23 protein-coding genes are annotated in these 22,768 nt (G+C 63.6%); 15 read left to right on the top strand and 8 right to left on the bottom strand.

Annotation, left to right across the window (positions count from 1 at the left end; translation table 11 throughout):
- The first annotated feature begins 120 nt into the window (after nucleotides 1–120).
- From BGP02_RS21355 to BGP02_RS21345, 3 genes are all read left to right on the top strand, one after another.
- On the top strand, nucleotides 121–1,071 hold the full coding sequence (locus BGP02_RS21355) for a LysR family transcriptional regulator (protein WP_017232575.1): 951 nt from the start codon (nucleotides 121–123) through the stop codon (nucleotides 1,069–1,071).
- Nucleotides 1,072–1,144: 73 nt separating this feature from the next.
- Complete coding sequence (gene ruvA / locus BGP02_RS21350) at nucleotides 1,145–1,726, top strand: Holliday junction branch migration protein RuvA (RefSeq protein ID WP_017232574.1); 582 nt, start codon at nucleotides 1,145–1,147, stop codon at nucleotides 1,724–1,726.
- Between the two features lie 53 nt (nucleotides 1,727–1,779).
- A complete protein-coding gene (locus BGP02_RS21345) occupies nucleotides 1,780–2,688 on the top strand; it encodes a LysR family transcriptional regulator (protein WP_261939264.1) in 909 nt (302 codons plus the stop codon).
- A gap of 28 nt (nucleotides 2,689–2,716) precedes the next feature.
- On the opposite strand, the gene BGP02_RS21340 is transcribed toward BGP02_RS21345, so the two are convergent.
- Together BGP02_RS21340 and BGP02_RS21335 are read right to left on the bottom strand one after the other, a co-directional pair.
- Nucleotides 2,717–4,006: an MFS family transporter gene (locus BGP02_RS21340; protein WP_017232572.1), complete on the bottom strand. Its 1,290-nt coding sequence runs from the start codon at nucleotides 4,004–4,006 to the stop codon at nucleotides 2,717–2,719.
- A gap of 393 nt (nucleotides 4,007–4,399) precedes the next feature.
- A complete protein-coding gene (locus tag BGP02_RS21335; RefSeq protein WP_286799208.1) occupies nucleotides 4,400–5,272 on the bottom strand; it encodes a LysR family transcriptional regulator in 873 nt (290 codons plus the stop codon).
- A 200-nt stretch (nucleotides 5,273–5,472) separates the two neighbouring features.
- Between BGP02_RS21335 and BGP02_RS21330 the strand changes: the two genes are divergently transcribed.
- From BGP02_RS21330 to BGP02_RS21305, 6 genes are read left to right on the top strand one after another with little or no spacing between them, the layout of a single operon-like run.
- Entirely contained in the window at nucleotides 5,473–6,333 is an 861-nt protein-coding gene (locus BGP02_RS21330; RefSeq protein WP_026131704.1) for a transporter substrate-binding domain-containing protein, read from the top strand.
- A 29-nt stretch (nucleotides 6,334–6,362) separates the two neighbouring features.
- The gene (locus tag BGP02_RS21325; RefSeq protein WP_026131703.1) at nucleotides 6,363–7,025 is read left to right on the top strand and encodes an amino acid ABC transporter permease; all 663 of its coding nucleotides are present in this window, start codon (nucleotides 6,363–6,365) and stop codon (nucleotides 7,023–7,025) included.
- Nucleotides 7,015–7,677, top strand: a complete 663-nt coding sequence (locus BGP02_RS21320) for an amino acid ABC transporter permease (protein WP_017232568.1) — start codon at nucleotides 7,015–7,017, stop codon at nucleotides 7,675–7,677. Before BGP02_RS21325 ends, BGP02_RS21320 begins: the two co-directional genes overlap by 11 nt.
- Before the next feature lie 31 nt (nucleotides 7,678–7,708).
- Nucleotides 7,709–8,668: an agmatinase gene (locus BGP02_RS21315; RefSeq protein WP_268567224.1), complete on the top strand. Its 960-nt coding sequence runs from the start codon at nucleotides 7,709–7,711 to the stop codon at nucleotides 8,666–8,668.
- Between the two features lie 14 nt (nucleotides 8,669–8,682).
- Nucleotides 8,683–9,411: an amino acid ABC transporter ATP-binding protein gene (locus BGP02_RS21310; RefSeq protein WP_157211380.1), complete on the top strand. Its 729-nt coding sequence runs from the start codon at nucleotides 8,683–8,685 to the stop codon at nucleotides 9,409–9,411.
- Between the two features lie 58 nt (nucleotides 9,412–9,469).
- Nucleotides 9,470–9,910: a RidA family protein gene (locus BGP02_RS21305; RefSeq protein ID WP_286799207.1), complete on the top strand. Its 441-nt coding sequence runs from the start codon at nucleotides 9,470–9,472 to the stop codon at nucleotides 9,908–9,910.
- Nucleotides 9,911–10,030: 120 nt separating this feature from the next.
- Here the strand turns inward: BGP02_RS21305 and BGP02_RS21300 are convergent, their stop codons facing one another.
- Nucleotides 10,031–10,594, bottom strand: a complete 564-nt coding sequence (locus tag BGP02_RS21300) for a hypothetical protein (RefSeq protein WP_286799205.1) — start codon at nucleotides 10,592–10,594, stop codon at nucleotides 10,031–10,033.
- Nucleotides 10,595–11,015: 421 nt separating this feature from the next.
- Here BGP02_RS21300 and BGP02_RS21295 point away from each other — a divergent pair, with 421 nt between their 5' ends.
- Nucleotides 11,016–11,333 (top strand): DUF190 domain-containing protein, encoded by a 318-nt coding sequence (locus tag BGP02_RS21295; RefSeq protein ID WP_017232563.1) that lies wholly within the window; start codon nucleotides 11,016–11,018, stop codon nucleotides 11,331–11,333.
- A gap of 58 nt (nucleotides 11,334–11,391) precedes the next feature.
- Here the strand turns inward: BGP02_RS21295 and BGP02_RS21290 are convergent, their stop codons facing one another.
- Together BGP02_RS21290 and BGP02_RS21285 are read right to left on the bottom strand one after the other, a co-directional pair.
- Nucleotides 11,392–12,708, bottom strand: a complete 1,317-nt coding sequence (locus tag BGP02_RS21290) for an MFS transporter (RefSeq protein ID WP_017232562.1) — start codon at nucleotides 12,706–12,708, stop codon at nucleotides 11,392–11,394.
- A gap of 40 nt (nucleotides 12,709–12,748) precedes the next feature.
- Nucleotides 12,749–13,864, bottom strand: coding sequence for a M20 aminoacylase family protein (locus BGP02_RS21285; RefSeq protein ID WP_017232561.1), 1,116 nt, complete (start codon nucleotides 13,862–13,864; stop codon nucleotides 12,749–12,751).
- A 274-nt stretch (nucleotides 13,865–14,138) separates the two neighbouring features.
- On the opposite strand from BGP02_RS21285, the gene BGP02_RS21280 reads away from it, so the two are divergent.
- The 4 genes from BGP02_RS21280 (at nucleotide 14,139) to BGP02_RS21265 (ending at nucleotide 18,437) form a co-directional block, all read left to right on the top strand.
- Nucleotides 14,139–14,666, top strand: coding sequence for a MarR family winged helix-turn-helix transcriptional regulator (locus tag BGP02_RS21280; RefSeq protein WP_157211372.1), 528 nt, complete (start codon nucleotides 14,139–14,141; stop codon nucleotides 14,664–14,666).
- Between the two features lie 231 nt (nucleotides 14,667–14,897).
- Nucleotides 14,898–15,818 (top strand): alpha/beta fold hydrolase, encoded by a 921-nt coding sequence (locus BGP02_RS21275; RefSeq protein ID WP_286799204.1) that lies wholly within the window; start codon nucleotides 14,898–14,900, stop codon nucleotides 15,816–15,818.
- A gap of 174 nt (nucleotides 15,819–15,992) precedes the next feature.
- Nucleotides 15,993–17,312 (top strand): MFS transporter, encoded by a 1,320-nt coding sequence (locus BGP02_RS21270; RefSeq protein ID WP_286799203.1) that lies wholly within the window; start codon nucleotides 15,993–15,995, stop codon nucleotides 17,310–17,312.
- Nucleotides 17,313–17,453: 141 nt separating this feature from the next.
- On the top strand, nucleotides 17,454–18,437 hold the full coding sequence (locus BGP02_RS21265) for a M14 family metallopeptidase (protein WP_286799202.1): 984 nt from the start codon (nucleotides 17,454–17,456) through the stop codon (nucleotides 18,435–18,437).
- Nucleotides 18,438–18,439: 2 nt separating this feature from the next.
- On the opposite strand, the gene BGP02_RS21260 is transcribed toward BGP02_RS21265, so the two are convergent.
- A complete protein-coding gene (locus tag BGP02_RS21260) occupies nucleotides 18,440–18,856 on the bottom strand; it encodes a winged helix-turn-helix transcriptional regulator (RefSeq protein ID WP_150562337.1) in 417 nt (138 codons plus the stop codon).
- Between the two features lie 162 nt (nucleotides 18,857–19,018).
- Between BGP02_RS21260 and BGP02_RS21255 the strand changes: the two genes are divergently transcribed.
- Nucleotides 19,019–20,020: an LLM class flavin-dependent oxidoreductase gene (locus BGP02_RS21255; protein ID WP_286799200.1), complete on the top strand. Its 1,002-nt coding sequence runs from the start codon at nucleotides 19,019–19,021 to the stop codon at nucleotides 20,018–20,020.
- 81 nt (nucleotides 20,021–20,101) lie between these two features.
- On the opposite strand, the gene BGP02_RS21250 is transcribed toward BGP02_RS21255, so the two are convergent.
- The gene (locus tag BGP02_RS21250) at nucleotides 20,102–21,370 is read right to left on the bottom strand and encodes an NAD(P)/FAD-dependent oxidoreductase (RefSeq protein WP_261939255.1); all 1,269 of its coding nucleotides are present in this window, start codon (nucleotides 21,368–21,370) and stop codon (nucleotides 20,102–20,104) included.
- Nucleotides 21,371–21,455: 85 nt separating this feature from the next.
- Entirely contained in the window at nucleotides 21,456–22,289 is an 834-nt protein-coding gene (locus BGP02_RS21245; RefSeq protein ID WP_017232553.1) for an aldo/keto reductase, read from the bottom strand.
- Nucleotides 22,290–22,768 lie beyond the last annotated feature (479 nt).

Raw genomic sequence — 22,768 nt, 5'->3', positions numbered from 1 at the left:
TGAGTAGCGTTATACTCGGCGAGACATATTCTTTGAAATGAATAAATCATCGGATCCATACGAAAAATAGTATGGATTGGGTGATTTTGGGGGCGTCCCGAGGGGGCCCGGAGACTTCGTATGGACTGGACCCATCGACTGCGTCTGCGCAATCTGCAAATGTTGCTGACCCTTGCGGAGACCGGCAACATGAGCCAGTCCGCGACATTGCTCAACACGACGCAACCCGGTTTGTCGAAGTGGCTCAAGGATTTGGAGGAGGACATTGGCCTGCCGCTGTTCGAGCGTCAGGCGCGGGGATTGCGTCCGACGGCCTACGGGGAATCCCTGATCCAGCACGCGCGGCGAATCGAGGCGCAGCTCGACACGGCGCGCGACGATCTCGACGCCATGCGCGAGGGCGGCAGCGGTTTGGTGGCGATCGGCACGTCGGGGGCGTCGTCGGCGGACACGGTGCCGCTCGCGATGTTGTTGCTCCTGCAGCGCATGCCCCGCGTGCAGGCCCGCGTGATCGAGAACACGATGGACCGGCTGATGAATCAGCTCGCGCACAGCGAGATCGATATCGTCGTTGGGCGCTCGGCCCCCGAACTGCAGGACCGCAACGTTCGCGCCGAGGCGCTATATCTGGAGCCGCTGCATTTCGTTGCGCGCGCGCGCCATCCGGTCTTTTCGCTCGACAGGGTGGACTGGCCCGACATGCAGCGTTACCGCTGGGTGGTCTGGCCGCGCGGCACGCCGATTCGCAACGCGCTGGAGGCGGCGCTCGCGGAGGCCGGTTATCCGTTGCCGAACGACACCGTCGAATCGAACTCCACGATTCTCAACCTGACGTTGCTCAACAACAGCGACATGATCGGCCTGGCGTCGCACCGCACGGCGAGTCGTCTGCAGGCGCTCGGGGCGTTGCGTATCGTGCCGTTGCGTCTGGCGGGGTTCGGGGCGATCTCGATGTACTGGCGCGACGACGGCGCGAACCGGGCTGCGGTGGCAGCGGCGCTTGAGTGTCTGCGCAGCGCGGCGAGACGCTCGACGGGCGACGCGGTCGCGGGCATCGAAGGCGACGGATGAGCTTGCCGAGTCCGTTGCCGAGCTGGCGGCTGCTACACTTGCCGCCTGTCGAAGTCACTCTCCCGAGGCGTCAATGATTGGCCGCATCTCCGGCACGTTGCTGGAAAAGAATCCGCCGCACATCCTGGTCGATTGCCAGGGCGTAGGCTATGAAATCTCGGTGCCGATGAGCACCTTCTTCAACCTGCCGAATCTCGGCGAGCGCGTGACGTTGCTCACCCAGTTCATCGTGCGCGAAGACGCCCAACTGCTCTTCGGCTTCGGCTCGCCTGACGAGCGCAACACCTTTCGCGAACTGCTCAAGATCTCCGGCGTGGGCGCACGCACGGCACTTGCGATTCTCTCGGGCATGAGCGTCGCGGACATCGCCCAGGCCGTCACGCTGCAGGAGTCGGGACGTCTGACGAAGATCCCCGGCATCGGCAAGAAGACAGCCGAGCGTCTGCTGCTCGAACTCAAGGGCAAGCTCGGCGCGCAACTGGGCACGGTGCCCGGCGCGCTCACACCGCACGACCACAAGAGCGACGTCGTCAATGCATTGCTCGCGCTGGGCTACTCCGACAAGGAGGCGCTTGCCGCCGTCAAGAGCGTGCCCGACGGCACAAGCGTGTCCGACGGCATCAAGCACGCGCTCAAGTCGCTCTCCAAGGCCTGAGCGAAACACGAATCGGCCTCGTCGAGGCCGTGGGGAGGCCGTGAGGAGACGGTATGCAACTGCGATGGCTTGAAGACTTCGTCGAACTGGCACGCACGCGCAGTTTCACGCGAGCGGCGGAAAACCGTTTCGTCACGCACCCGGCATTCGGGCGACGCATCCGCGCCTTGGAAGAGTGGGTGGGCACACAGCTTGTCGAACGGAGCAAACCGCTCGAACTCACGGCTGCCGGCACCGTGTTTCTCGATGCGGCGACCAATGCGCTCGACATTCTTCACGGCGCTCGCACGCAGTTGCAGGACGCCGCGCCCACACTCGAAAACAATCTGAAGATCGCCACGGGCCGAACCTTGGCCGCCACCTTCTTTCCGGATTGGTACGACGAGGCGGTCTCGCGCATCGGCTTCTTCACCGCGACGCTGTCCACGGGAGGGGCCGAGGAGGCCATTCTGCGGCTCGCGGCCGGCGAGGTCGATCTGCTCATCGTGTATTCCAGTGCGCACACGCGGCTGTTGATCGATCAGGAGCGTTATGACTGGTTGAGTGTCGCGCGTGAGGTGCTGGTGCCGGTGAGTGCGCTCGACGCCAAGGGGCGCGCCACCTATCGGCTTGCCGCCGGCCCGTCGCCGATTCCCTGGCTGGCGTTCTCCCGCACGCTGACGTTGCGGGCCGTGCTGGCCCGCCATCTTGCCGAGATGGCAAACCGTCCCACGCTCAAGCCGGTGTATCAGGCCGATTCGTACGAAGCGATTCTGGCGATGGCGCGACGCGGCGCCGGTATCGCGTGGCTGCCGCAACGCCTGGTGGCCGACGACATTGCGCGCGGCACGCTCGCGATCGTGGGCGGCAAGGAATGGCAGATCGGCTTCGATATTGCGCTCTACCGGCGCCGGCACCAACCGCACCCGGTGCTCGACGCGATCTGGCAGAGCGCGCGTCAGGCCTCGGGGGACGACGCCTGAACCGCGCGCCAACCCCCGACGGGCCCGATCAGTGCTCGTGCTGCAGGTACTTTGCCTGACGCGGCAGGCGCAGGCTGACGAGGAACGCCAGGACCATCATGCCGGTCACGTACCAGTAGAATGTCGGCTCCATGCCGGCCTTCTTGAGGCCGAGCGCCACATATTCCGCCGAACCGCCGAAGATGGCATTGGCCACGGCGTAGGCCAGACCCACGCCGAGCGCACGCACTTCGATCGGGAACATCTCGGCCTTCACGATGCCGCTGATCGACGTGTAGAAGCTGACGATGGCGAGCGCCAGACAAATCAACAAAAACGCCGCGGTCGGGCTTTGCACCGTCTTGAGCGTGGTGAGGATCGGTACCGTGGCAATGGCACCGAGCGCGCTGAAGAGCAGCATGTTGGTGCGACGACCGATCTTGTCCGACAGCATGCCGAAGATCGGCTGCATGCACATGTAGACGAACAGGCAGCCCGTCATGATGTAGCTGGCGGTCTTGATCGGCATGCCGGCGGTGTTCACCAGGTACTTCTGCATGTACGTGGTGAAGGTGTAGAAGATCAGCGAGCCGCCGGCCGTGTAGCCCAGCACCGTGAAAAACGCAGCCTTGTGGTGGCGGAACAACCCGGCGATCGAACCGGCGTCGCGGCTGTTGCGGCTCGCGCTCGTCGACGTCTCGTGCAGCGTGCGACGCAGCAGCAAGGCAACGACCGCAGTGATCGCGCCGACCACGAACGGAATGCGCCAGCCCCAGGCCTTGAGTTCGGCCTCGCTGAGCAATTGCTGGAGAATCACAACGACGAGCACGGCAAGCAGCTGGCCGCCGATGAGCGTCACGTACTGGAACGACGAGAAGAAGCCGCGACGGCCTTTGAGCGCCACTTCACTCATGTACGTCGCCGTGGTGCCGTATTCGCCACCCACCGACAGACCTTGCAACAGACGCGCCACCAGCAACAACGCCGGAGCCCAGTTGCCGATGCTGGCGTGCGTCGGGAGCGCGGCGATCATCAGCGAGCCGAAGCACATCATCATCACCGAGATGACCATCGAGTTCTTGCGGCCGTTGCGATCGGCGATGCGGCCGAAGATCCAGCCGCCGATGGGGCGCATCAGGAAGCCTGCGGCAAACACGCCCGCGGTGTTGAGCAGCTGTGCGGTGGGATTGGCACTCGGGAAGAACGCCGGCGCGAAGTAGATCGCGCAGAACGCATAGATATAGAAGTCGAACCACTCGACCAGATTCCCGGACGATGCCGCAACAATCGCGAAGATGCGCTTGCGGATTTCTTCCGGCGTGGGCGGCTTGGTGGCCATGGCGGCGTCGGTAGTAGCTGTGTCTCTCATTTCTACGGGCGATGGTGACATCGCATTAATAACTACGTTTGCAACATGACGCTGATGCGCTCGCCTCACAGGGATCACCTGTCCGGAGGCACAACCAGGCATCGCGTCCCGGGGGCGGGCCAACTATAGCGGGTGTGGGCATGCGCAGACAATGCCTGAGTGCTGAATCGATTATTGTGAATATCGAAACAATTGTTTGGATTGTTGCGTTGCAGCATGGTGATCGCGCCCGTCGGACGGCGATTTGCGGGCGTGTTACGAGCGTTTTGATGGGCGGGACGACGCGCGGAAAATCGAGAAAATTTTTTTGGATGCCCTGTACACCGCATCGGCTAGCACGCCGCGCGGCCGAACCCTCACGCCTCATTCGCGCGGGTGACACTGCGCCAGCAGATCGAGAAACAGCTCCAGCGCGCGCGTCCTGGGCCGCGAGGCCTCGGTGATGGCGCTGATGGCATTCTCATACTCAGGCCCTGTCGGAACCTGCACCAGTGCATGGCGCTTGCCAAACAGCGCGGCGTAATACTGCGGCAACAGTCCGACGTAATGCCCGGAGAGGACCAGCATGGCGACAGCCTCCAGTCCTGACGCCGTTGGCCCTCGCGTCAGTCCGAGCGAATTGAGCGCTTCATGGACAAACGGCTGGCTTCGGTAGACCAGGGGGAGCGTCGACGCCTCCTTGATCCGATGCCGCGCAACGTATAGGCGGTGACGCTCGATAAACAGCGGCTGGTAGTGAAACCCGGCTTCGCGACGATACATCCCGCGAATGGCGATCTGTACCCGGCGCTCGCGCAACGCGAGGTCGAGCTCGTTGAACGTCATGACCGTGAGTTCGACCTTCACGTCGGGCGCCTGCGCCTTGAGCGCGGCAAGCGCCTCGGGGATGTGGCAGCCGATGTCGGACACGACGTGCTCGACCATGCCGATGGACAACGTGCCCGAGAGCACACCGCGCACCGCATCGATTTCGGGACGTATGCGCTCCAGCGACTTCAGCGCGTCGCGGGCAAGGTCCAGCGCGACCTTGCCCGCGTGCGTGAGAACAAATCCGGACGGTCCACGCTCGCACAAACGAGTACCCAAGGTTTCCTCGACCTCGCGAATGTGCCGGCTGATCGACGCCTTCGACATGTTCAGTTGCTTCTCCGCCGCCGCAAAGCCGCTGGCCTGAGCGACGGCACAGAAGATGCGCAACGAGCGCAGGTCACGCTCACTGAAGTCACGACTTGCCACTGCTCCACTCCCGGAAATGGCGCCAAACCTGCTGCGGATGGCGCGTGTCAAAAGGTTTCGTTTTTTGGAACCATACCAATAAAAAAATCATTTTTCATGATCTTTTTGCCCGCATACATTGGATTTCACTCGCACCGGGCCGGACCTGACCGAACCGATGCGCCAGCGCAATCCCCTACCCACACCCCGCGAGGCAAGCGATGAAGACCTGGTCCAGACGATCCTTTGTAAAGGCGACGCTCGCATCGAGCGCCGCATTGGCCCTGCCGGCCCTGCCGACGATGGCGTATGCCGAAGGCGGCACCCTGGCCGACATCAAGAAGCGCGGCAAGCTGACAGTCGGCACCGAGGCGGCCTACGAGCCGTTCGAGTTCGTGGAAAACGGTCAGGTGGTCGGATATGGGCACGATGTGCTTGAACTGATGGCGGCGAAACTCGGCGTGAAGCTCGAGCAGATGAACCTGCCGTTCCAGGGCTTGCTGCCGGGCCTGATGTCGCACAAGTTCGACTTTGTCGCCACCAGTGTGGGCATCACGCCGGAGCGCGCCAAGCGCTTCGCCTTCAGCCAGCCGGTCGGCGTGGTGCGTTCGGTTCTGATGGTGCGCGCCGACGACGTAGCGATCAAGCAGGACATGGACATCGCCGGGAAGACCATCGGCACCCAGATGGGATCGTCTTCGCAGCCGGTGGCCGACGAATTCGAGAAGGAACTGAAGGAAAAGACCGGCAAGGGATACGCCGGCACGCGCCTGTTCCAGGCCTATCCGGATGTGTCGAACGCGCTCGCGAACAAGACGATCGACGTGGCGCTGATGCCGTCCAATATCGCCGCCGTCCAGATGCGCAAGCAGCCCAACGTGTTCCGCATTGCCGGGACCATCGGCCAGCCGAAGCTGCTGGCATGGGTCGCCAATCCCAACGATCTGGAGATCCGCAAGTTCATCAACGATTCGCTCGATGAATTCCGCGCGAACGGCAAGCTCGCCGCCTTGCAGAAAAAGTGGTTCGGGGCGTCGATGGACACGCCGCACGCGAACTACCTGCCGCAAGGTGCCATTTGACGCCCGCGACCACGGTCGGCGGGCTTGACATGGGCGGCGTGATCGCACCGTTCCTCGAAGGCGTCGTCTCGGGAACGGCGATCACGCTGGCCGCGTCAGCCGTCGCCTTCGCCATCGGTTTGGCGCTGGGTGTCGTGCTGCTGCTCGCCCGCATCTCGCCGCTCGCGCCATTGCGCTCGCTCGTCGTGCTGTGGGTGAGCCTGATTCGCGGCACGCCGGCGCTGATTCACATGCTGATCGCGTACTACATGGTGCCGGCGCTGTTCGATATCTCGATCTCGCCCATCACCGCCGGAATTGCCGCGCTGGCGTGTAACACGAGCGCCTATATCGTCGAGATTCTGCGCGGCGCGCTCGGCACGATCTCTCGTGGGCAACGCGCCGCCGCCTACGCCATGGGCATGCGCGTCTCGCAGGTCTGGCGGCACGTACTGCTGCCACAGGTGATCTATCGCGCCATTCCGCCGCTCACCAGCGAGTTCACGATCCTGCTCAAGGCGTCGTCGCTGATGTCGATCATCGCCGTGCCGGAACTGGCGACAGTCGCCCGCAATGCCACGCTGCAGACCGACCTGCCATTACAGGTGTTCGCGATCACCGCCGCCGTGTACTTCGTCCTTCTGTTCTGCATTTCGGCCGCCTCGCGTCTGTGCGAGCGCCGCGTTTCCAGGATGTTGCCCCATGGCCATTGATGTCTCCATCGTCAGGGAAGCGATTCCCGTGCTGCTCGAAGGCCTGCGTGTCACGGCACTGGTCAGCGTCATCGGCATTCCGCTCGGCGTGGCGATCGGCATCGTCGCCGCCTATGCGGCGCAGTCGCGCACGATCTTGCGACCTATCGCACTGGGCTACGTGGAAGGGGTGCGCAACATCCCATACCTGATTCTCGTTTATCTGTCGTTTTTCGGCCTGCCCAAGCTCGGCATTGGCGCGTCGGCCATGAGCGTCGCGGTAGGTTGCACGGCGTTCTACACCGGCGGCTACTTCTGCGAAATCCTGCGCGCGGCACTGCGCAGCGTCGCCCGTGGGCAGACGCACGCGGCGCTCTCGCTCGGCATGACCTATTGGCAGACGCAACGGCACATCATCGCGCCGCAGCTCTTTGGCTTCCTGATTCCGCCGACGACGAGCCTCGTGATCATGATGTTCAAGGACTCGGCCATCTTTTCGGTCATGAGCCTGCCGGAGATGACCTATCAGAGCAATCTGCTTACGGCCAACACATTCGCCTACGTTGAAGTGCTTGGCACGACAGCGTTGATCTACTGGGTCAGCAGCGTTTTGCTGGCCAGCGTGGGGCGCCGACTGGAAACCGTTGTCGGGCGACGTACCCGGCACGCCTGACGCCCCGAAACTTCCACCCGAGGACACTTTCATGACGACCTACACCGTGGCCCCTCGCACCGGCCATCCGACCCTGCTGTATTCTGAGCTGGATCTCGATATCGACAACCTCAAGGCCGACATCGCCGTGTTGGGCATGCCCTACGGTGCCCCGTATGCGGCGTCGGATTTCAGCAACGACCAGACGAATGCGCCGTCCGCCATCCGCCAGGCGACGGACCGCATCGCGCGTCGCCCGAACCACTACGACTTCGACATCGACGGGCCGCTGCTCCAGGGACGCACGGATATTCGCTTCGTCGATTGTGGTGACATCATCCCGGACCTGACGACGCCCGGCGAGCACTATGCCCGCGCCGAGGCGGCGGTGCGTCGCATCGTGGCCGGCGGCGCGATGCCCATCGTGCTTGGCGGCGACCACGGCATTACGACGCCGGTGCTGCGCGGCCTGGACCAGAAGGGGCCCATCACGCTCGTGCACATCGATGCCCACCTGGATTGGCGTGACGAGGTGAACGGCGTGCGCGAAGGCCTCTCGAGCCCGATTCGCCGCGCCTCGGAGATGGCGCACGTGGACCGCATCGTGCAGATCGGCCTGCGCGCGCAGGGGAGCGGCCGTTACGAGGAACTCGTCGCGGCGCGCGCCTACGGTGCCGAACTGGTGACCGCGTACGAGCTGCATGATATCGGCATGGACGCCGTGCTCGATCGCATTCCGGACGGCGGCAACTACTACCTCACCATCGACGCGGACGGCCTCGATCCGTCGACGATGCCGGCCGTTGCCGGTCCCGCGCCCGGTGGGGTGACGTTTGTACAGGCGCGCAAGCTGATTCACGGCCTGGTACGCAAGGGACGCGTGGTCGGGATGGACATCGTGGAGATTCAGCCCGAGAAGGACGATGCCAACATGATCTCGTGCGTGACGGCCGGTCGTCTGATTCTCAACCTGATCGGCGCATCGATTCGCGCGGGGCACTTCGACAAATGAGCACCGCACAGCCCATCATCGACATCCGGAACGTCGACAAATGGTACGGCGCGCATCACGTGCTCAAGCAGTGCTCAACGCAGGTGGGCGCGGGCGAGATCGTGGTGGTGTGCGGACCGTCCGGGTCCGGCAAGTCGACCCTGATCAAGACGGTCAATGCACTGGAGCCTTTCCAGAAGGGCGATGTCGTCGTCGACGGCACGTCGCTTACGGCCAGGACGACCGACCTGCCGAAGCTGCGCAGCAAGGTTGGCATGGTCTTCCAGCATTTCGAGCTGTTCCCGCATCTGGATCTCACGCGCAATCTCACGCTCGCGCAGCAGATCGTGCTGGGCCGCGGTGTCGACGCGGCCCGCACCAAGGCGCGCGCGCTACTCGATCGCGTCGGTCTGTCGGCGCATGCGCACAAGTATCCGGGGCAGTTGTCGGGCGGTCAGCAGCAACGCGTGGCGATTGCGCGCGCGTTGTCGATGGACCCGATGGCCATGCTGTTCGATGAGCCGACCTCGGCGCTGGACCCGGAGATGGTCAACGAGGTGCTCGACGTGATGGTCGAACTCGCCCGCGAAGGCATGACGATGATGGTCGTCACGCACGAGATGGGGTTCGCGCGACGCGTGGCCCATCGCGTGGTGTTCATGGAGGACGGCGCCATCATCGAGGACAGTCCGACCGACATGTTCTTCAACGACGCCGCCAGTGCCGCCGCCAAACGCTTTCTCTCGAAGATCCTGACACATTGAGTGCACGACGCCATCGCGCGCCGTGCCGACCCCCATCAAGACCCCATACCGAGACATCATGACGCACACCCGAATCCGCAAATTCAACACCCGCGACACTTACCCGGAGCAGAAGCTCGACAACGACCTCTGTCAGGCGGTCGTCGCCGGCAACACTATTTATCTGCGTGGTCAGATCGGCCAGGATCTCGATACGCGCGAATCCGTTGGCATCGGCGATGTTGCCGCGCAGGCCGAAAAGGCCATGGCCAACGTTGCGATGCTGCTCGACGAGTGCGGCAGCCAGCTCGCGGATATCTGCAAGGTCACGGTGTATCTCGTCGATCCGCGTTATCGCGAGGCGGTCTACAACGTCATGGGACGCTGGCTCAAGGGCGTGTTTCCAGTGTCGACCGGCATCGTTGTGCAGGCGCTGGCGCGCCCGGAGTGGCTGGTCGAAATCGATGTGACGGCGGTGAAGCCGGCGGTGTCGTCGGAAGAGGCGGCACGAGTCGCATAAGCCGCATAAGTGAAGCAGCAACAACGTCGGGCCGGCGTGCAAGCGCCGGCCACGTATCGCGCTGCGCCAAGCGCGGTCAAACGCACCGAAGCGCACTCAGAAGCCCACTCAGCAGCCCACTCAGAAGCGGCGTTTGACGTAAATCGTCGCACCCAAGTCGTGCGAGCGCAGCAGCGGCACACGGGCACTTGCCGAAAACGTCCATTCCTCCGTCTTGAGCGACAATCCGCGCTTCGGGTCGGAGCCCAGCTTATCGTCGGTGTTGGCCCACTGCACGAGGGACAACTGCGGCGCCGTGGAAGGTCCGATCTTCAGGTAGCTGTGAGTCGGCCGCGCGGCCGGTTCCGAGGTCGAGGTGTCGATCCAGTCCACATGTCCGTTGTCCGCCGTCGGCAGGGCGCTGTTGATCGATTCGATGCGCGTGTAAAGGAATGCGCTGTCGTCGGCCAGCGCGGTCGGCTCCGGACCCTCGCGACCAAACGGATACAGGGTGACGCGAACGGCCGGAACGGCAGCGACGGCGACCGGTGGAGGCGGTTGCGGCACGTGTATGGGGAGTGGCCCGGGGCCAACGTTGGCCAGCATCATCTGTTCGGATGAGCCCGAGTTGGCGCCCTCTGCGATCGCCACGCCGCTTAGCGTGACGACACACGCGCCGATCATCCATTTGCCTAGGCACGTCATGGACATGCCTCCCGTGAAGGAATGGAAACGCTACGTCGCCAGCCCCAATTTGTCTCACGTACAACGACCTTCGTATTACGAACCGTCTTTCGTGGCCTTTTCGCGTCGTACGCATTTAGGAAGTGTAGTCAGTCATTTGCGTCCCGCTACCCCAATTTGCACTGAGGTTGATCGTCGTCAGAGCGGAACTGCCTGCCCAAGCCCGTCGGACCTGACGCTTGCGTGGGGGGCAACGACGCGGCTCGGGGTTTGTCCCGAGATCGTGACGGCGGTTGCCGACGCAGCGGACCGGCGGTTGGGCGGCGCATTGAACGAGTCGCGTTCCCGGTGAAGCGCGATGTGCTAGATTTAAATCAACGGGCGAGGGTATGCCAGTCAGGGGCGCGCGAACGTGGCGCACGCCGCGCCTGGGGAGGTCGTCATGCGTGGATGTCAGCTCACCTTCTACACACAGCAGAATCACCGTCACGGCCATCAACCGGTCGCCGACTGGATCATGAGCGAAGTGCGGCAGCTGGGGATTCGCGGGGCCACCCTGTTCGTGGGCACGGAAGGTATCGATCATGTCGGAAAGCGTCATGCCGCCCGATTCTTTGAGCTCGCCGAACAACCGGTCGAGGTCGTGTTGGCCATCACCGATGAGGAAGCCGAACGCCTGCTCGACGTGATTCGTGCGCAACGCGTCCACGTTTTCTATACGCGCTTCCCGATTGAATTCGGCATGCTTGGCGATGGTTAGCGCAGGGCGGAGGCACGACGCCGCCGACCGCCCTGTTCGCGCGTGCTTTGTACGCGGCTCAGGTCGCAAGCGCCGCTGAGGCGCGCCGCTCGGCCGACGGCAACACCAACACACCGGCCAGCCCGATGACCACGCTCGTCAGGACGTAGTAGATCGGCGCGAGATTGCTGCCGGTCACATGCACGAGCCACGTATTCAGGAACGGCGCGAGGCCGCCGAATACCAGCACCGCGAGGTTGTAGGTGACGGCGGCGCCGGTCGAGCGCACGCTGACTGGAAACACCTCGGTCAGCACGATCGGCGTCGGGCCCCAGAAGAAGCTCATGAAGAACGACACGCCGATCTGCACCGCCAGCAGCGAGCCCAGGCTCGGCAGGGTGACGAAGTGCTTGAACAGCACGTACGACGCCACGCCATACGCGATGATCGCCGGCAGCAGGACCGCCTTGCGGCCGTAGCGATCCGACAAATAGCCGGCAAGCGGGCAGAACACGAGGATGACCAGGGTGGCGATGAACGTGCTCAGGTTGACGTCGGCGGCCGACATGCCCAGTTGCTTCTTCGCGAAGATCGGCAGGAAGAACACGAACACGTAGGCCGACACGGTGCCGACCACCGAGATGCCGAGCGTGCCGAACACCGCGCGCGGATAGTCGCGGAACACGGTGCGCAGCGGCGTGTTCACGCGCTGAATCTTGCCGCGTTTCACATCGTTCGCGTAATTGAGAAATTCCGGCGATTCGTCGACGTTCGAGCGGATCAGCCAGCCGACCGGCCCGATCAGAATGCCGAGCAGGAACGGCAGGCGCCAGCCCCACGACTCGAGATCGTGCGGCGCGAGATTGACTGTCAGTAGATAGGCCACCAAGGCACCGAGAGAGAACGCCAGCGCCTGCGAGCACATCTGGAAGCTGCCGAAAAAGCCGCGGCGATTCGCGGGGGCGAACTCCACCAGCATCGTGGTCGCGCCACTGAACTCGCCGCCGACCGAGAAGCCCTGGATCAGCCGCGCAAGCACCATCAGGATCGGCGCCGCAATGCCGATAGCCTCATGCGTCGGCAAGATGCCGATCATGCCGGTGCCGACCGCCATCAGCACGATCGTCAGCGACAGCGCTTTCTTGCGGCCGACCCGGTCGCCATAGAGGCCGAGCAGTACGCCGCCGAGCGGCCGTACCGCGAAGCCGACGCCAAACGTCGCAAGTGTGAGCAGCATCGACGCGAACTCGTTGCCGCTCGGGAAAAAAAGCTTCGCGATCATTACGGCGAACAGACCGTAGATCGCGAAGTCGAACCATTCGAAGGCATTGCCGAGTACCGAGGCGATGACGACTTTGCGCACCATCGCCGGCGACGGTGTCGGGTTTTCGTTCATTGCGGTTCCCCTCTGATCGATTGTTGGAAGTGAGGCCGGCTTAGCCAAGCCGTTGCCGGACGATTTCGAGGAACACGGCCACGCCGGTGGGGGCGGTGTCGTCGTCGAAATCGAATTCGGGGTGGTGACAGGTGAGTCCGTCGTGACCGAGGAAGAAGTACGAGCCCGGGCGCTGCTGCAACATGAACGCGAAGTCTTCCGAGGCCATCAGCGGGGCGACGTCGACGATCACGTTGTCCACACCGAGAACGCGCTCCGCCGCGCGCCGCACATGTTCGGTTTCGGTGGGGGTGTTGACGGTCGGCGGCGACGTTTGCAGATGCTCGAAGCTGACTTCACAGCCATACATCGTCGCCGCGCCTTCGCAAATCGTGCGCAGTCGTGCGAGCGTGATGTCCTGTGCCTTGACTGACAGCGTGCGCACGGTGCCTTCGAGCACCGCGGTGTCGGGGATGACGTTGATCGCCGTGCCCGACAGGAACTTGCACACACTCACCACAGCGGTGTCGAGCGGGTCGATGTTGCGACTCGCGATGCTCTGTATCGACTGCACCAGGGTGGTCCCGACGATCAACGGATCGATCGATTTGTGCGGCATCGCCGCGTGGCTGCCGATGCCCTTGATGGTGATGCGGAACAGGTCGCATGCCGACAGAATGGCACCGCTGCGCACGCCGACCTTGCCGGCCGGCAGAGCGTTGTTGTTGTGCAGCGCGTAGATTTCGTCGCAATGGAATCGCTCGAACAGGCCGTCGTCGATCATGGCCGAGCCGCCGCGTAGCGTTTCCTCGGCCGGCTGAAAGATCAGATGGATGGTGCCCCGGAAATCGCGATTCAGGGACAAGTGCCTGGCGACGCCGAGCAGGATGGCTGTGTGGCCGTCGTGGCCACAGCCGTGGAACACATTGTCGTGCGTCGAGCGGTGCGCGGACGTGCCCTTTTCGCTCATCGGCAGCGCGTCCATGTCGGCGCGCAGACCGATCGACGGTCCCTCGCCCCGCGTGCCGTGGATCGTGCCGACCACGCCAGTGCCGGCGATACCGGTCTCGATGTCGATTGCCCAGTCGGCGAGCAGCCTTGCCACCAGACCGGCCGTGCGATGCTCGTGAAAGCCCAACTCCGGATGCTGGTGGATGTCCCTGCGCCACGTGCGCATCTGTTCTCCAAGACCGCTCAATTCGCCATCCATCTGCATTGCGCCAACCTCTTTTTCACGGGGGAGTGTGGGGACCGTCCAGGGACTGCCCGAACGAATGCTTCTGGTCGAAGGGTAATTCATTAGTTGAATATTTCAACTAATGAATTACCCGGATGTTGTCGACCATCGATCCGGCTGAGCTATCATCGTCCGTGGCGAAGCGGCTGCGGGCGAGGGTAGGCCGGCGCAACGCGCTTCGATGGGATGCAGACTTCAGACAGGGCGGCAGCACATGCGAGCAGGAACGTCACCGGCGGGACATGACGAAGGACCGGGGGGCCGTGGCAAAGACGACATAGCCGAAGGCGGCACGGCCGGTGGCGTGGCCTATTATTTGACGTTCAAGCTGGACCTGATCAAAAGCGAGATGATCAGCCGTGCCAACGCCGAGTATCGTCCCGCGTTCGGGCTCGATGTGCGTTCATTGCGCGTGCTGCGCGTGATCTGCGACGCCCCCGGGATTACCGCGAGCGCGCTCAATGCGCAGACGCTCGTCGAGAAGACGTTGCTCTCGAAGCTGATCGCGGACTTGATTCAACGCAAGCTGGTTCGGCGCTCGATCCATCCCGACGACGCGCGTCACTTTCAACTGTGGCCGACGGCGGCCGGCAAGCGCCTGCGCGTGTCCAGCGACGAGCTTGGGCAGTCGATGGAGACGGAAATGCTGTCGATGCTCAGTGCCGACGAGCGCGGGCAACTGAACAGCATTGTCGACAAGTTGGTCGACGCGTTTCAGAAGGCGGGAAAGGCTCAGGGGTGAACGTTGCGGACGCGCGGGCGGGGTCGTCGGTTCGGCGCGACACGACAGCCCATGAACGTTCCGGGGCGTAGCGCGTCATGGGTACAGAGGGTGTTCGCATCAGCGCCGATTCTTTCATGGAAGCAACCAGCACGGGTACGACGCGGTAACGAAGCACGTGGTTCGCGGTAGCGATCGATGGCGACAACGGTGGCGTCATCGATCGGTTTTCTCAACCCTCGGAGGTTAGAAATGCGAAAGATGCTCTCTTTTCTGTTGTTGCTTGCCTCGCTGTACGTCTTGCCCGTCGGCCCCGCCTTCTCCGCAGTCGTGCCATTTCCGGCGAGTTTCAAGACGCGGACCATTACGACCAACGGCGCAAAGATTTACGTTCGCGTCGGCGGCCATGGGCCTGCCGTGGTGTTGCTGCATGGCTACGGTGAGACCGGCGACATGTGGGCGCCGCTCGCCGCGAAGCTGGCCGCCACTCACACGGTGGTCGTGCCGGATCTGCGGGGCATGGGGCTTTCCGACCACCCCGCGACCGGCTATGACAAGAAGAACGAAGCGCGCGATATCGCCGGTGTTTTGGACACGCTCCAGATTGGCAAGGTCGACGTGGTCGCCCATGACATCGGCAACATGGTCGCTTACGCGTTCGCGGCCGAGCAGCCCGAGCGCGTGTCCAAACTCGTGTTGATGGATGCCCCGATACCCGGCGTCGGCCCGTGGGAGGAAATCCTGAAGAGCCCGCTGCTGTGGCACTTCCGATTTGGTGGGCCGGACATGGAACGGCTGGTGAAAGGCCGCGAGCGCATTTACCTGGATCGCTTCTGGAACGATTTCTCGGCGAATCCGAAAAACTTCGACGAGGCATCGCGCCGGCACTACGCCAAGTTCTACGCCTTGCCCGGTGCCATGCATTCCGGCTTCGAGCAGTTCCACGCTTTCGACCAGGACGCAATCGATAACAAAGCCTTCCTCGCCAAAGGCCCGTTGCCGATGCCGGTGCTCGCCATCGGCGGCGAAAAATCGTTCGGCACCATGATGGAAACCGTGGCGCGTGGGGCCGCCGCCAATGTGCAGGGGGTGGTGATCCCGGGGGCTGGCCACTGGCTGATGGAGGAGCAGCCGAAGGCGACGGTGGCGGCCATCGTCCAGTTTCTTCAGTGATGCACGCGCCGACTTCTCAATCAGCACCCGTGCGTGCCGAATCGGCACGAAGCCTCTTTTTCTGCCGCCTACACTCCGCTTCCTGAGACTGGCTGATGGCTCCTGCGCGCCTTCGTGGCGCCCCGGGGCCATCTCACACTTATCCCCAACGCCAGCGATCCAGAGGAGCCGGGCATGACCCACAACGCCAAACCCCACAACCCGTGGCGCGAAATTTGCGCCGCGAGCATCGGTAATGCACTTGAGTTTTACGATCTGCTGATCTATGGCTACTTCGCCATCGTGATCGGGCAGTTGTTCTTCCCCTCGCACGACCCGACGACGTCGTTGCTGCTCTCCGTCGGCACCTTCGGCATCTCCTTCGTGACGCGTCCCCTGGGCTCGATCGTTCTGGGCAGCTACGCTGACCGTGCCGGCCGCAAGGCGTCGCTCACGGTATCCATCGCCTTGATGATGCTCGGCACCGCCATGATCGCATTCGCCCCGACGTATGCGCAGATCGGCATTTTCTCGCCGCTCCTGATCATCGTCGCCCGCATGTTGCAAGGCTTCTCGACGGGCGGCGAGTTCGGCGCCGCCACGGCCTTCATGGTCGAACATGCCGACGCGAAACGCCGTGGCTTCTTCGCGAGCTGGCAGATGTCGACGCAGGGTCTCGCCACCGTGCTCGCCGCCGGGGTGTCTGCGCTGCTGAGCCTGCTGCTCACCGCCGATCAACTGAGCGCATGGGGATGGCGTATCGCTTTCGCCGTGGGCTTGCTCATCGGCCCGGTCGGTCTTTACATTCGCCGCAATATCGACGAGACGGCCGACTTCAACAAGCTCGGTCAAAAGCAGCGCGAAACGTCGCCGCTGCGCGAGGTCTTCGGTCGTGATCGCGCCAATATGTTGCTCGGCGCAGGGGTTGTCGCGGCGGCCACAGCGTTCAACTATGTCCACAAGCTTTACATGCCGACGTATGCCGTCAAGCAACTGCATATTCCGGCGACGTCATCGTTCATCGGCGCGGTCGTCACCGGCGTGATGCTGATGATCGCCGCCCCGGTCGTGGGCCACCTTTCCGATCGCTTCGGTCGCATTCGCGTAATGCTCTGGGCACTCATTCTCGTGGGCGTCACGACGTACCCCTTGTTCGTGTTGCTCAACAAATATCCGACGTTCCAGACGCTGCTCATGGTTCAGGCGCTCGTCGGTCTGCTCATCGCCGTGAGTCTCGCGCCGCTGCCCGCCCTGCTGGCGGACATCTTCCCGACGAGCACGCGCGGCACGGGGTTGGCGCTGTCGTATAACTTCTCGGTGACGCTGTTCGGCGGGTTTGCACCGCTCATCGTGACCTGGCTCATCGATGCCACGCACAACAAGCTCGCGCCGAGCTTCTACGTGATGGCGACCGCCGTACTCAGCGTTACCGCAGTGATATCGCTCGGCCGCCGGGTGCGCGCCGGCAAGATCGCCGGCATGACGCACGGCTCGCCCCGCGTATCCAAGGTTTGATCGACGCCCCGGACGATCGGCATGCAATGCACTTCCTGCACCGGCGCCATCGTCCGATGAACTGAATCCCGCCGCAACGACATCGTTCGCCATTCCCTGCCGAGACGTCGTCGTTCGCGACATCCTCTGTGGAGCATTTTCATGACCACGCTTGAAGCGATCCGCGCCGCCCTGCCGGCGTACCCCATCGAAGTCTCGTTCCCCGACATCGCCCGCTGGCGCGAAGGCAACACTGGCATCGACTACCTACATTCGTTCGACAGCGGCAAGCCCGGCAAGCACGTGATGATTCTCGCGCTCACGCACGGCAACGAAGTGAGCGGCGCCATCGCGGTCGATACGTTGCTTGCCGCCGGTGTGCGTCCCACGGCGGGCCGTCTGTCGCTCGGCTTCGGCAATATCGGTGCGTACGCGCTATTCAGCGCGGAGAATGCCGACGCTACCCGTTTCCTCGACGAAGACATGAACCGCGTCTGGACGCCATCGACGCTCGACGGAGCGCGTCAGAGCCGCGAGCTCGCGCGTGCCCGTGCGATGCGTCCGTTCATCGACACGGTCGATCTGCTGCTCGACATCCACTCGATGCACGAGGCGTCCGCGCCGCTGATGATGACCGGTCCGCTGGAGAAGGCGATCGCCCTCGCCGCCGAACTCGGCACGCCCGAGCACGTGATCGTCGACAAGGGGCACGCCAATGGCACGCGCATGCGCGATTACGGTGGCTTCGGCGACCCGGCCAGCCCGAAGAACGCACTGCTGATCGAAACCGGTCAGCATTTCGCGGGGAGCGCCCGCGATGTCGCGCTCGATTGCGCGGCGCGTTTCCTGATTCATGCGGGCGTCGTGGCCGAAGCCGACATGGCGCCGTACCTGACGCAGACGCAGCCCGCCCGCCAGAAGTTCGTGGAAATCACGCAGCCGGTTGTGGCGCGCTCGATGGACTTCCGCTTCTCGCAGCCGTTCACCGGGCTCGAAGTGATCGAGAAGGCCGGCACCGAGATCGCCCGCGATGGCGACGAGGTGATCGTCACGCCCTATGACAACTGCGTCATCGTGCAACCGTCGATGCGGCACCTTGGCGTGAATGTCACGATGATGCGTCTGGGACGGTTGCTGAATCGTTGATCTTATGGGGCCGTCGTGTCGGTAGCGTCCCCGGAATCCCCGGAATCCTGAGCCTGTGCCCGCTTGCCGCGGCGCAGGCTCAGTTGGGCGAGTACGTCGGCGTGCTGATTGCCCCAGCGGTAGAGCATCTCGATGGGCTCGATGAACAATTCACCCAGCGGCGTGAGCGAATACTCGACCTTGGGCGGCACGACGGCAAACACCTCGCGGTGAATCAGACCGTCGCGTTCGAGTTCGCGCAACGTCTGCGTGAGCATCTTCTTGGAAATCCCCGGCAAGCGGCGCTGTAGTTCCCCCGTGCGCGTGGTGCCGCACTGCAACGCGTACAACACCATGCTCGTCCACTTCACGCTGAAGAGCTCCAGCACGCGGCGCGGCACGCAGGTTTCCTCGAAAACGAATGGGGCAAGTTTGTTCATGGTTACTAATTGGTGACTATTCAACTGAAAGGTGCCTACTGGGGATTTGGGACCTTCGTCACTATACTTTGTGGCGATGGTGCGCGTCATCCGGTGTGAGGGAGCCTGGAAGCCTGCGGGTCGACATGCGGAGTGGGCGCGCGCAGGAACTTGGAGACTCCCATGAGCAGTTTGTCGAAGACGGCCCTTTCAATGCTGGATCTGGTGCCGGTGCGTGCCGGCGGCACGGTGGCCGATGCCCTGAAACAATCCACGGAACTGGCGCAGCACGTTGAACGATTGGGCTTCACGCGGTTCTGGCTGGCCGAACACCACAACATGGACGGCATCGCGAGTTCGGCGACGGCGCTGTTGATCGGTCACGTTGCAGGCAAGACGTCGCGTATTCGCGTGGGGTCGGGCGGTGTGATGTTGCCGAACCACCCGCCGTTGGTCGTTGCCGAGAACTTTGGCACGCTCGCCGCGCTGTATCCGGGGCGTGTCGATCTGGGCTTGGGGCGCGCACCCGGTGCGGACCAGGCCACCATGCGCGCGCTGCGTCGCGACCGATTGTCCGATGGCGACGATTTCCCCGAGCAGGTCGCCGAATTGCGCGCGCTGCTTGCGCCCGCGCAGCCCGGACAACGGCTTGTCGCAACGCCCGGCGCGGGCAGCGATATTCCGGTGTGGTTGCTGGGCTCGTCGTTGTTTTCCGCGCAACTCGCGGCGCATTTGGGGCTACCGTATGCGTTCGCGTCGCACTTCGCCCCGCGGTTCCTGTTCGACGCACTTCGGCTTTACCGCGAGCGATTCCGTCCCTCGGCAGCGTTGGATAAGCCCTACGTAATGGTGGGCGTGCCGGTCGTGGCCGCGCCCACGGACGAGGAAGCGGCATTTCTCGCAACGTCCGCGCAGCAGAAGATTTTGGCGCTCATGCGCGGGCAAAGCCTGAAATTGCAGCCGCCCGTGAACGATATGGACGCGCGCTGGGATCCGGCCGAACGGCACTCGGTGGAAGCGTTCCTCGGCGTGGCCGTGGTGGGTGGCCCCGAGCGGGTGGGGGCCGGTCTGTCCGATCTGGTCGAGCGTACGCAGGCCGATGAGCTGATGCTCGTCACCGACATCTACGATCCCGCGCTGCGCCTGCGCTCGTGCGATATCGTCGCGTCCGTCTGCAAGTCATGACGATACGCAGCGCGTCGTGAGGATTGGCGAAGGAGGGGGCGCAACGATCACGCCCGCTGTCCTCCGCCTGATCCTGCCCCGTCAGCGAAAGCGGCCGATGGAGAAGGGCGAGAGGTCGATGGCGGGCCGCTCGCCGGACACCAGCGCTGCAATCGTGCGTCCCGTCGAGGCGGCGGCGGTCAGACCTACGTGGCCATGGCCGAATGCATAGAAAGCGTTAGGCACCTTCGACGCCGCGCCCAATACCGGCAGCGAATCGGGCGTGCTGGGGCGGAATCCTTGCCAGCGTGCACCGTCGACCGACTGTGTCGGCTTCGTCCCGTTCACTGCGCCGGGGAACATCTTGTGCAACTGATTGAGCAGCAGATCGGCGCGCCGCCAGTTCGGTGAGGCTTGCAGACCGGCCAGTTCGACCGTGCCCGCACCGCGAAGACGGCCGTTCATCGGTGTGGCGAACAGCTTGCCTTCGGCCCACATGACGGGACGTGAGGGCATCTCGTGCGGCGTCGGAATTTCCACGTGATAGCCGCGCTCGGTGTCGAAGACAACGGTGTCGCCCAATTGGCGCACAAGCGGTGCGGACCATGCACCGGCCGCGATCACTACGGCGCTTGCGCTTTCGCGGCCCCGGTTGGTGTGCACGGCCACGGCCTGCGCGCCATTGGTCTCGATGGCGGTGGCGGCAGCATCGACAACTCGCCCGCCCCGCGCGACCACTTGCGCCGTCAAGCGCGCCAACAGCGCGCCGGGATCGGGCGTGTGGCCGGTCTCGCCGATATAGCGGGCACCGACGAAGTCATGCGATAGCGTGGGCTCGAACTCGCGCAATGCGTTCGCATCCAGCGTTTCGATGTGCACGCCGTTGTCGCGGCGCAGCGCCATCCCGCCTTCGTCGCCCACCATACCCTTCTGACTGGAATAGGCGATGAGATAGCCGCGACGCGTGACGAGATCGTTTGCGCCCGCATCGTCAAGCAACGGTTGATAGGCGTCGAGCGCGGGGCCGAGCAGTGCGCGCAACGCGCGCGCCTGCGCGGTGACACGTGCGGGCTGACTGGCGGCGACGAAGCGCATCAGCCATGGCACCATGCGCGGAAGGTACCCCCAACGCAGCACCAGCGGACCCTCCGGTTGCATCAACCAGCCGGGTACCTGCCACAGCACGCCGGGCATGGCGATGGGCACGACCGACGAGCCATTGATGCAGCCCGCATTGCCAAGCGACGCCGCCTGGCGTGCCGATTGCCGGTCGACGATCACCACCGCGTGTCCGGCGCGTTGAAGATACGCGGCCGTACATACGCCGACCAAACCGCCCCCGATAACGACGACGGGACGTGAATCATTCATGAAGCCGCCCTGCGAAAACACGAAAGCGCCTAGTGTACCGGGTTAAGTACGTACCCCTGAACGCCTTCAAAATTCAGGAATGTGTTCAGATCATTTCCAACGGACGCTTTCGCGACGGCGCTTCGAACTGATGATCGATTCGTAATAGTTCCTCCGCCGTCAGATCGATGTCATGGGCAGCACGATTGGCGCGTACGTGAGCGTCCGTGCTCGCCTTGGGAATGGCGATGACGCCCGGGCGGCTCAGCACCCAGGCAAGCGCAATCTGCAGCGGTGCGACATGGCGCGCGGCGGCGATGTCGTCGAGTGCGCCTTTTGCCGGCAGCCGTCCCTGTTCGATCGGCGAATACGCCATCATCGGCAGACCGCGCGCCGCCAGCCACGGGACAAGGTCATACTCGGGACCGCGCCGCGAAAGGTTGTACAGCACCTGATCGCTCGCACACTGGTCGCCGCCGGGCAGCTCGAACAAGTCTTCCATGTCGTCCGTATCGAAATTGCTCACGCCCCAGTGCCGGATCTTGCCCGCTTCACGCAGTGCTTCGAAGCCGGCAATCGTGTCTTCGAGCGGGACGTCGCCGCGCCAGTGCAGCAGGTAGAGGTCGAGGCGATCGGTGCGCAGGCGTTCCAGACTCCGCTCGCAAGCGGCGATCACGCCACGTCGCGAGGCATTGTGCGGGTAGACCTTGCTCACGAGAAATACTTCATCGCGCAGTCCGTCGAGCGCTTCGCCCACGAGACACTCGGTCGCCCCTTCTCCATACATTTCGGCCGTATCGACCAGCGTCATGCCCAGCGAGACACCCAGTTGCAACGCCGCGATCTCCTCGCGACGCCGCTCCGGCTTCTCGCCCATCATCCAAGTCCCCTGGCCGAGTACCGGCACGGTGTCGCCCTGGGGCAGCGCGATTTTTCGCATGGTCTGTCCTCCGTAATCCTGGTCACCATTATCGGCCCGCAAGTCGAGCGATGACCAGTGCCGTGAGGGCTTCACGCAACACTTTGCGGTGTCGTCCGATCGTTTGACTCGGACTCGCCTGAAGCACCGTTCGGAAATTGCCGCTTTTGCGTTTGTGCACCGATTCTCTCGGATAGTTCACAGCCCTATCGTCGCATCGCCGCGATAAGCTGATTTCACCGATGTACATGGCGATTGTTGCTCCGCAGCGAGACGGCTCGGTGATGGCTCCCGTCGTGTGCATCGGACCTGCGAGGACAGGAGGGGGCGGAAGAAAAGGGGGGCGAGCGTTACGGGCAAAAAAGAAAGCCCCGCGAGCGGGGCTTAAAGGCCGACCGAGCGTGCGTCGGCCAAGGAGGTTCATCGCAGCGCGGCGCGAACATCGAGTGGGGGCGCGCTTCAGACGTATTGTCGGCATAGTCGATCTACCTATGGGAAGG

Source organism: Pandoraea sp. 64-18 (assembly GCF_001899225.1).
In the GTDB taxonomy this organism is placed as follows: Bacteria; Pseudomonadota; Gammaproteobacteria; order Burkholderiales; family Burkholderiaceae; genus Pandoraea; species Pandoraea cepalis.
This window is presented reverse-complemented; position numbering and strand designations above follow the sequence as displayed.

Coding starts and splice junctions, on each gene's coding strand:
- BGP02_RS21355 (WP_017232575.1), top strand. CDS start 121: ATGGACTGGACCCATCGACTGCGTCTGCGCAATCTGCAAATGTTGCTG.
- ruvA (WP_017232574.1), top strand. CDS start 1,145: ATGATTGGCCGCATCTCCGGCACGTTGCTGGAAAAGAATCCGCCGCAC.
- BGP02_RS21345 (WP_261939264.1), top strand. CDS start 1,780: ATGCAACTGCGATGGCTTGAAGACTTCGTCGAACTGGCACGCACGCGC.
- BGP02_RS21340 (WP_017232572.1), bottom strand. CDS start 4,006: ATGGCCACCAAGCCGCCCACGCCGGAAGAAATCCGCAAGCGCATCTTC.
- BGP02_RS21330 (WP_026131704.1), top strand. CDS start 5,473: ATGAAGACCTGGTCCAGACGATCCTTTGTAAAGGCGACGCTCGCATCG.
- BGP02_RS21325 (WP_026131703.1), top strand. CDS start 6,363: ATGGGCGGCGTGATCGCACCGTTCCTCGAAGGCGTCGTCTCGGGAACG.
- BGP02_RS21320 (WP_017232568.1), top strand. CDS start 7,015: ATGGCCATTGATGTCTCCATCGTCAGGGAAGCGATTCCCGTGCTGCTC.
- BGP02_RS21315 (WP_268567224.1), top strand. CDS start 7,709: ATGACGACCTACACCGTGGCCCCTCGCACCGGCCATCCGACCCTGCTG.
- BGP02_RS21305 (WP_286799207.1), top strand. CDS start 9,470: ATGACGCACACCCGAATCCGCAAATTCAACACCCGCGACACTTACCCG.
- BGP02_RS21300 (WP_286799205.1), bottom strand. CDS start 10,594: ATGACGTGCCTAGGCAAATGGATGATCGGCGCGTGTGTCGTCACGCTA.
- BGP02_RS21295 (WP_017232563.1), top strand. CDS start 11,016: ATGCGTGGATGTCAGCTCACCTTCTACACACAGCAGAATCACCGTCAC.
- BGP02_RS21290 (WP_017232562.1), bottom strand. CDS start 12,708: ATGAACGAAAACCCGACACCGTCGCCGGCGATGGTGCGCAAAGTCGTC.
- BGP02_RS21285 (WP_017232561.1), bottom strand. CDS start 13,864: ATGCGCACGTGGCGCAGGGACATCCACCAGCATCCGGAGTTGGGCTTT.
- BGP02_RS21280 (WP_157211372.1), top strand. CDS start 14,139: ATGCGAGCAGGAACGTCACCGGCGGGACATGACGAAGGACCGGGGGGC.
- BGP02_RS21275 (WP_286799204.1), top strand. CDS start 14,898: ATGCGAAAGATGCTCTCTTTTCTGTTGTTGCTTGCCTCGCTGTACGTC.
- BGP02_RS21270 (WP_286799203.1), top strand. CDS start 15,993: ATGACCCACAACGCCAAACCCCACAACCCGTGGCGCGAAATTTGCGCC.
- BGP02_RS21265 (WP_286799202.1), top strand. CDS start 17,454: ATGACCACGCTTGAAGCGATCCGCGCCGCCCTGCCGGCGTACCCCATC.
- BGP02_RS21260 (WP_150562337.1), bottom strand. CDS start 18,856: ATGAACAAACTTGCCCCATTCGTTTTCGAGGAAACCTGCGTGCCGCGC.
- BGP02_RS21255 (WP_286799200.1), top strand. CDS start 19,019: ATGAGCAGTTTGTCGAAGACGGCCCTTTCAATGCTGGATCTGGTGCCG.
- BGP02_RS21250 (WP_261939255.1), bottom strand. CDS start 21,370: ATGAATGATTCACGTCCCGTCGTCGTTATCGGGGGCGGTTTGGTCGGC.
- BGP02_RS21245 (WP_017232553.1), bottom strand. CDS start 22,289: ATGCGAAAAATCGCGCTGCCCCAGGGCGACACCGTGCCGGTACTCGGC.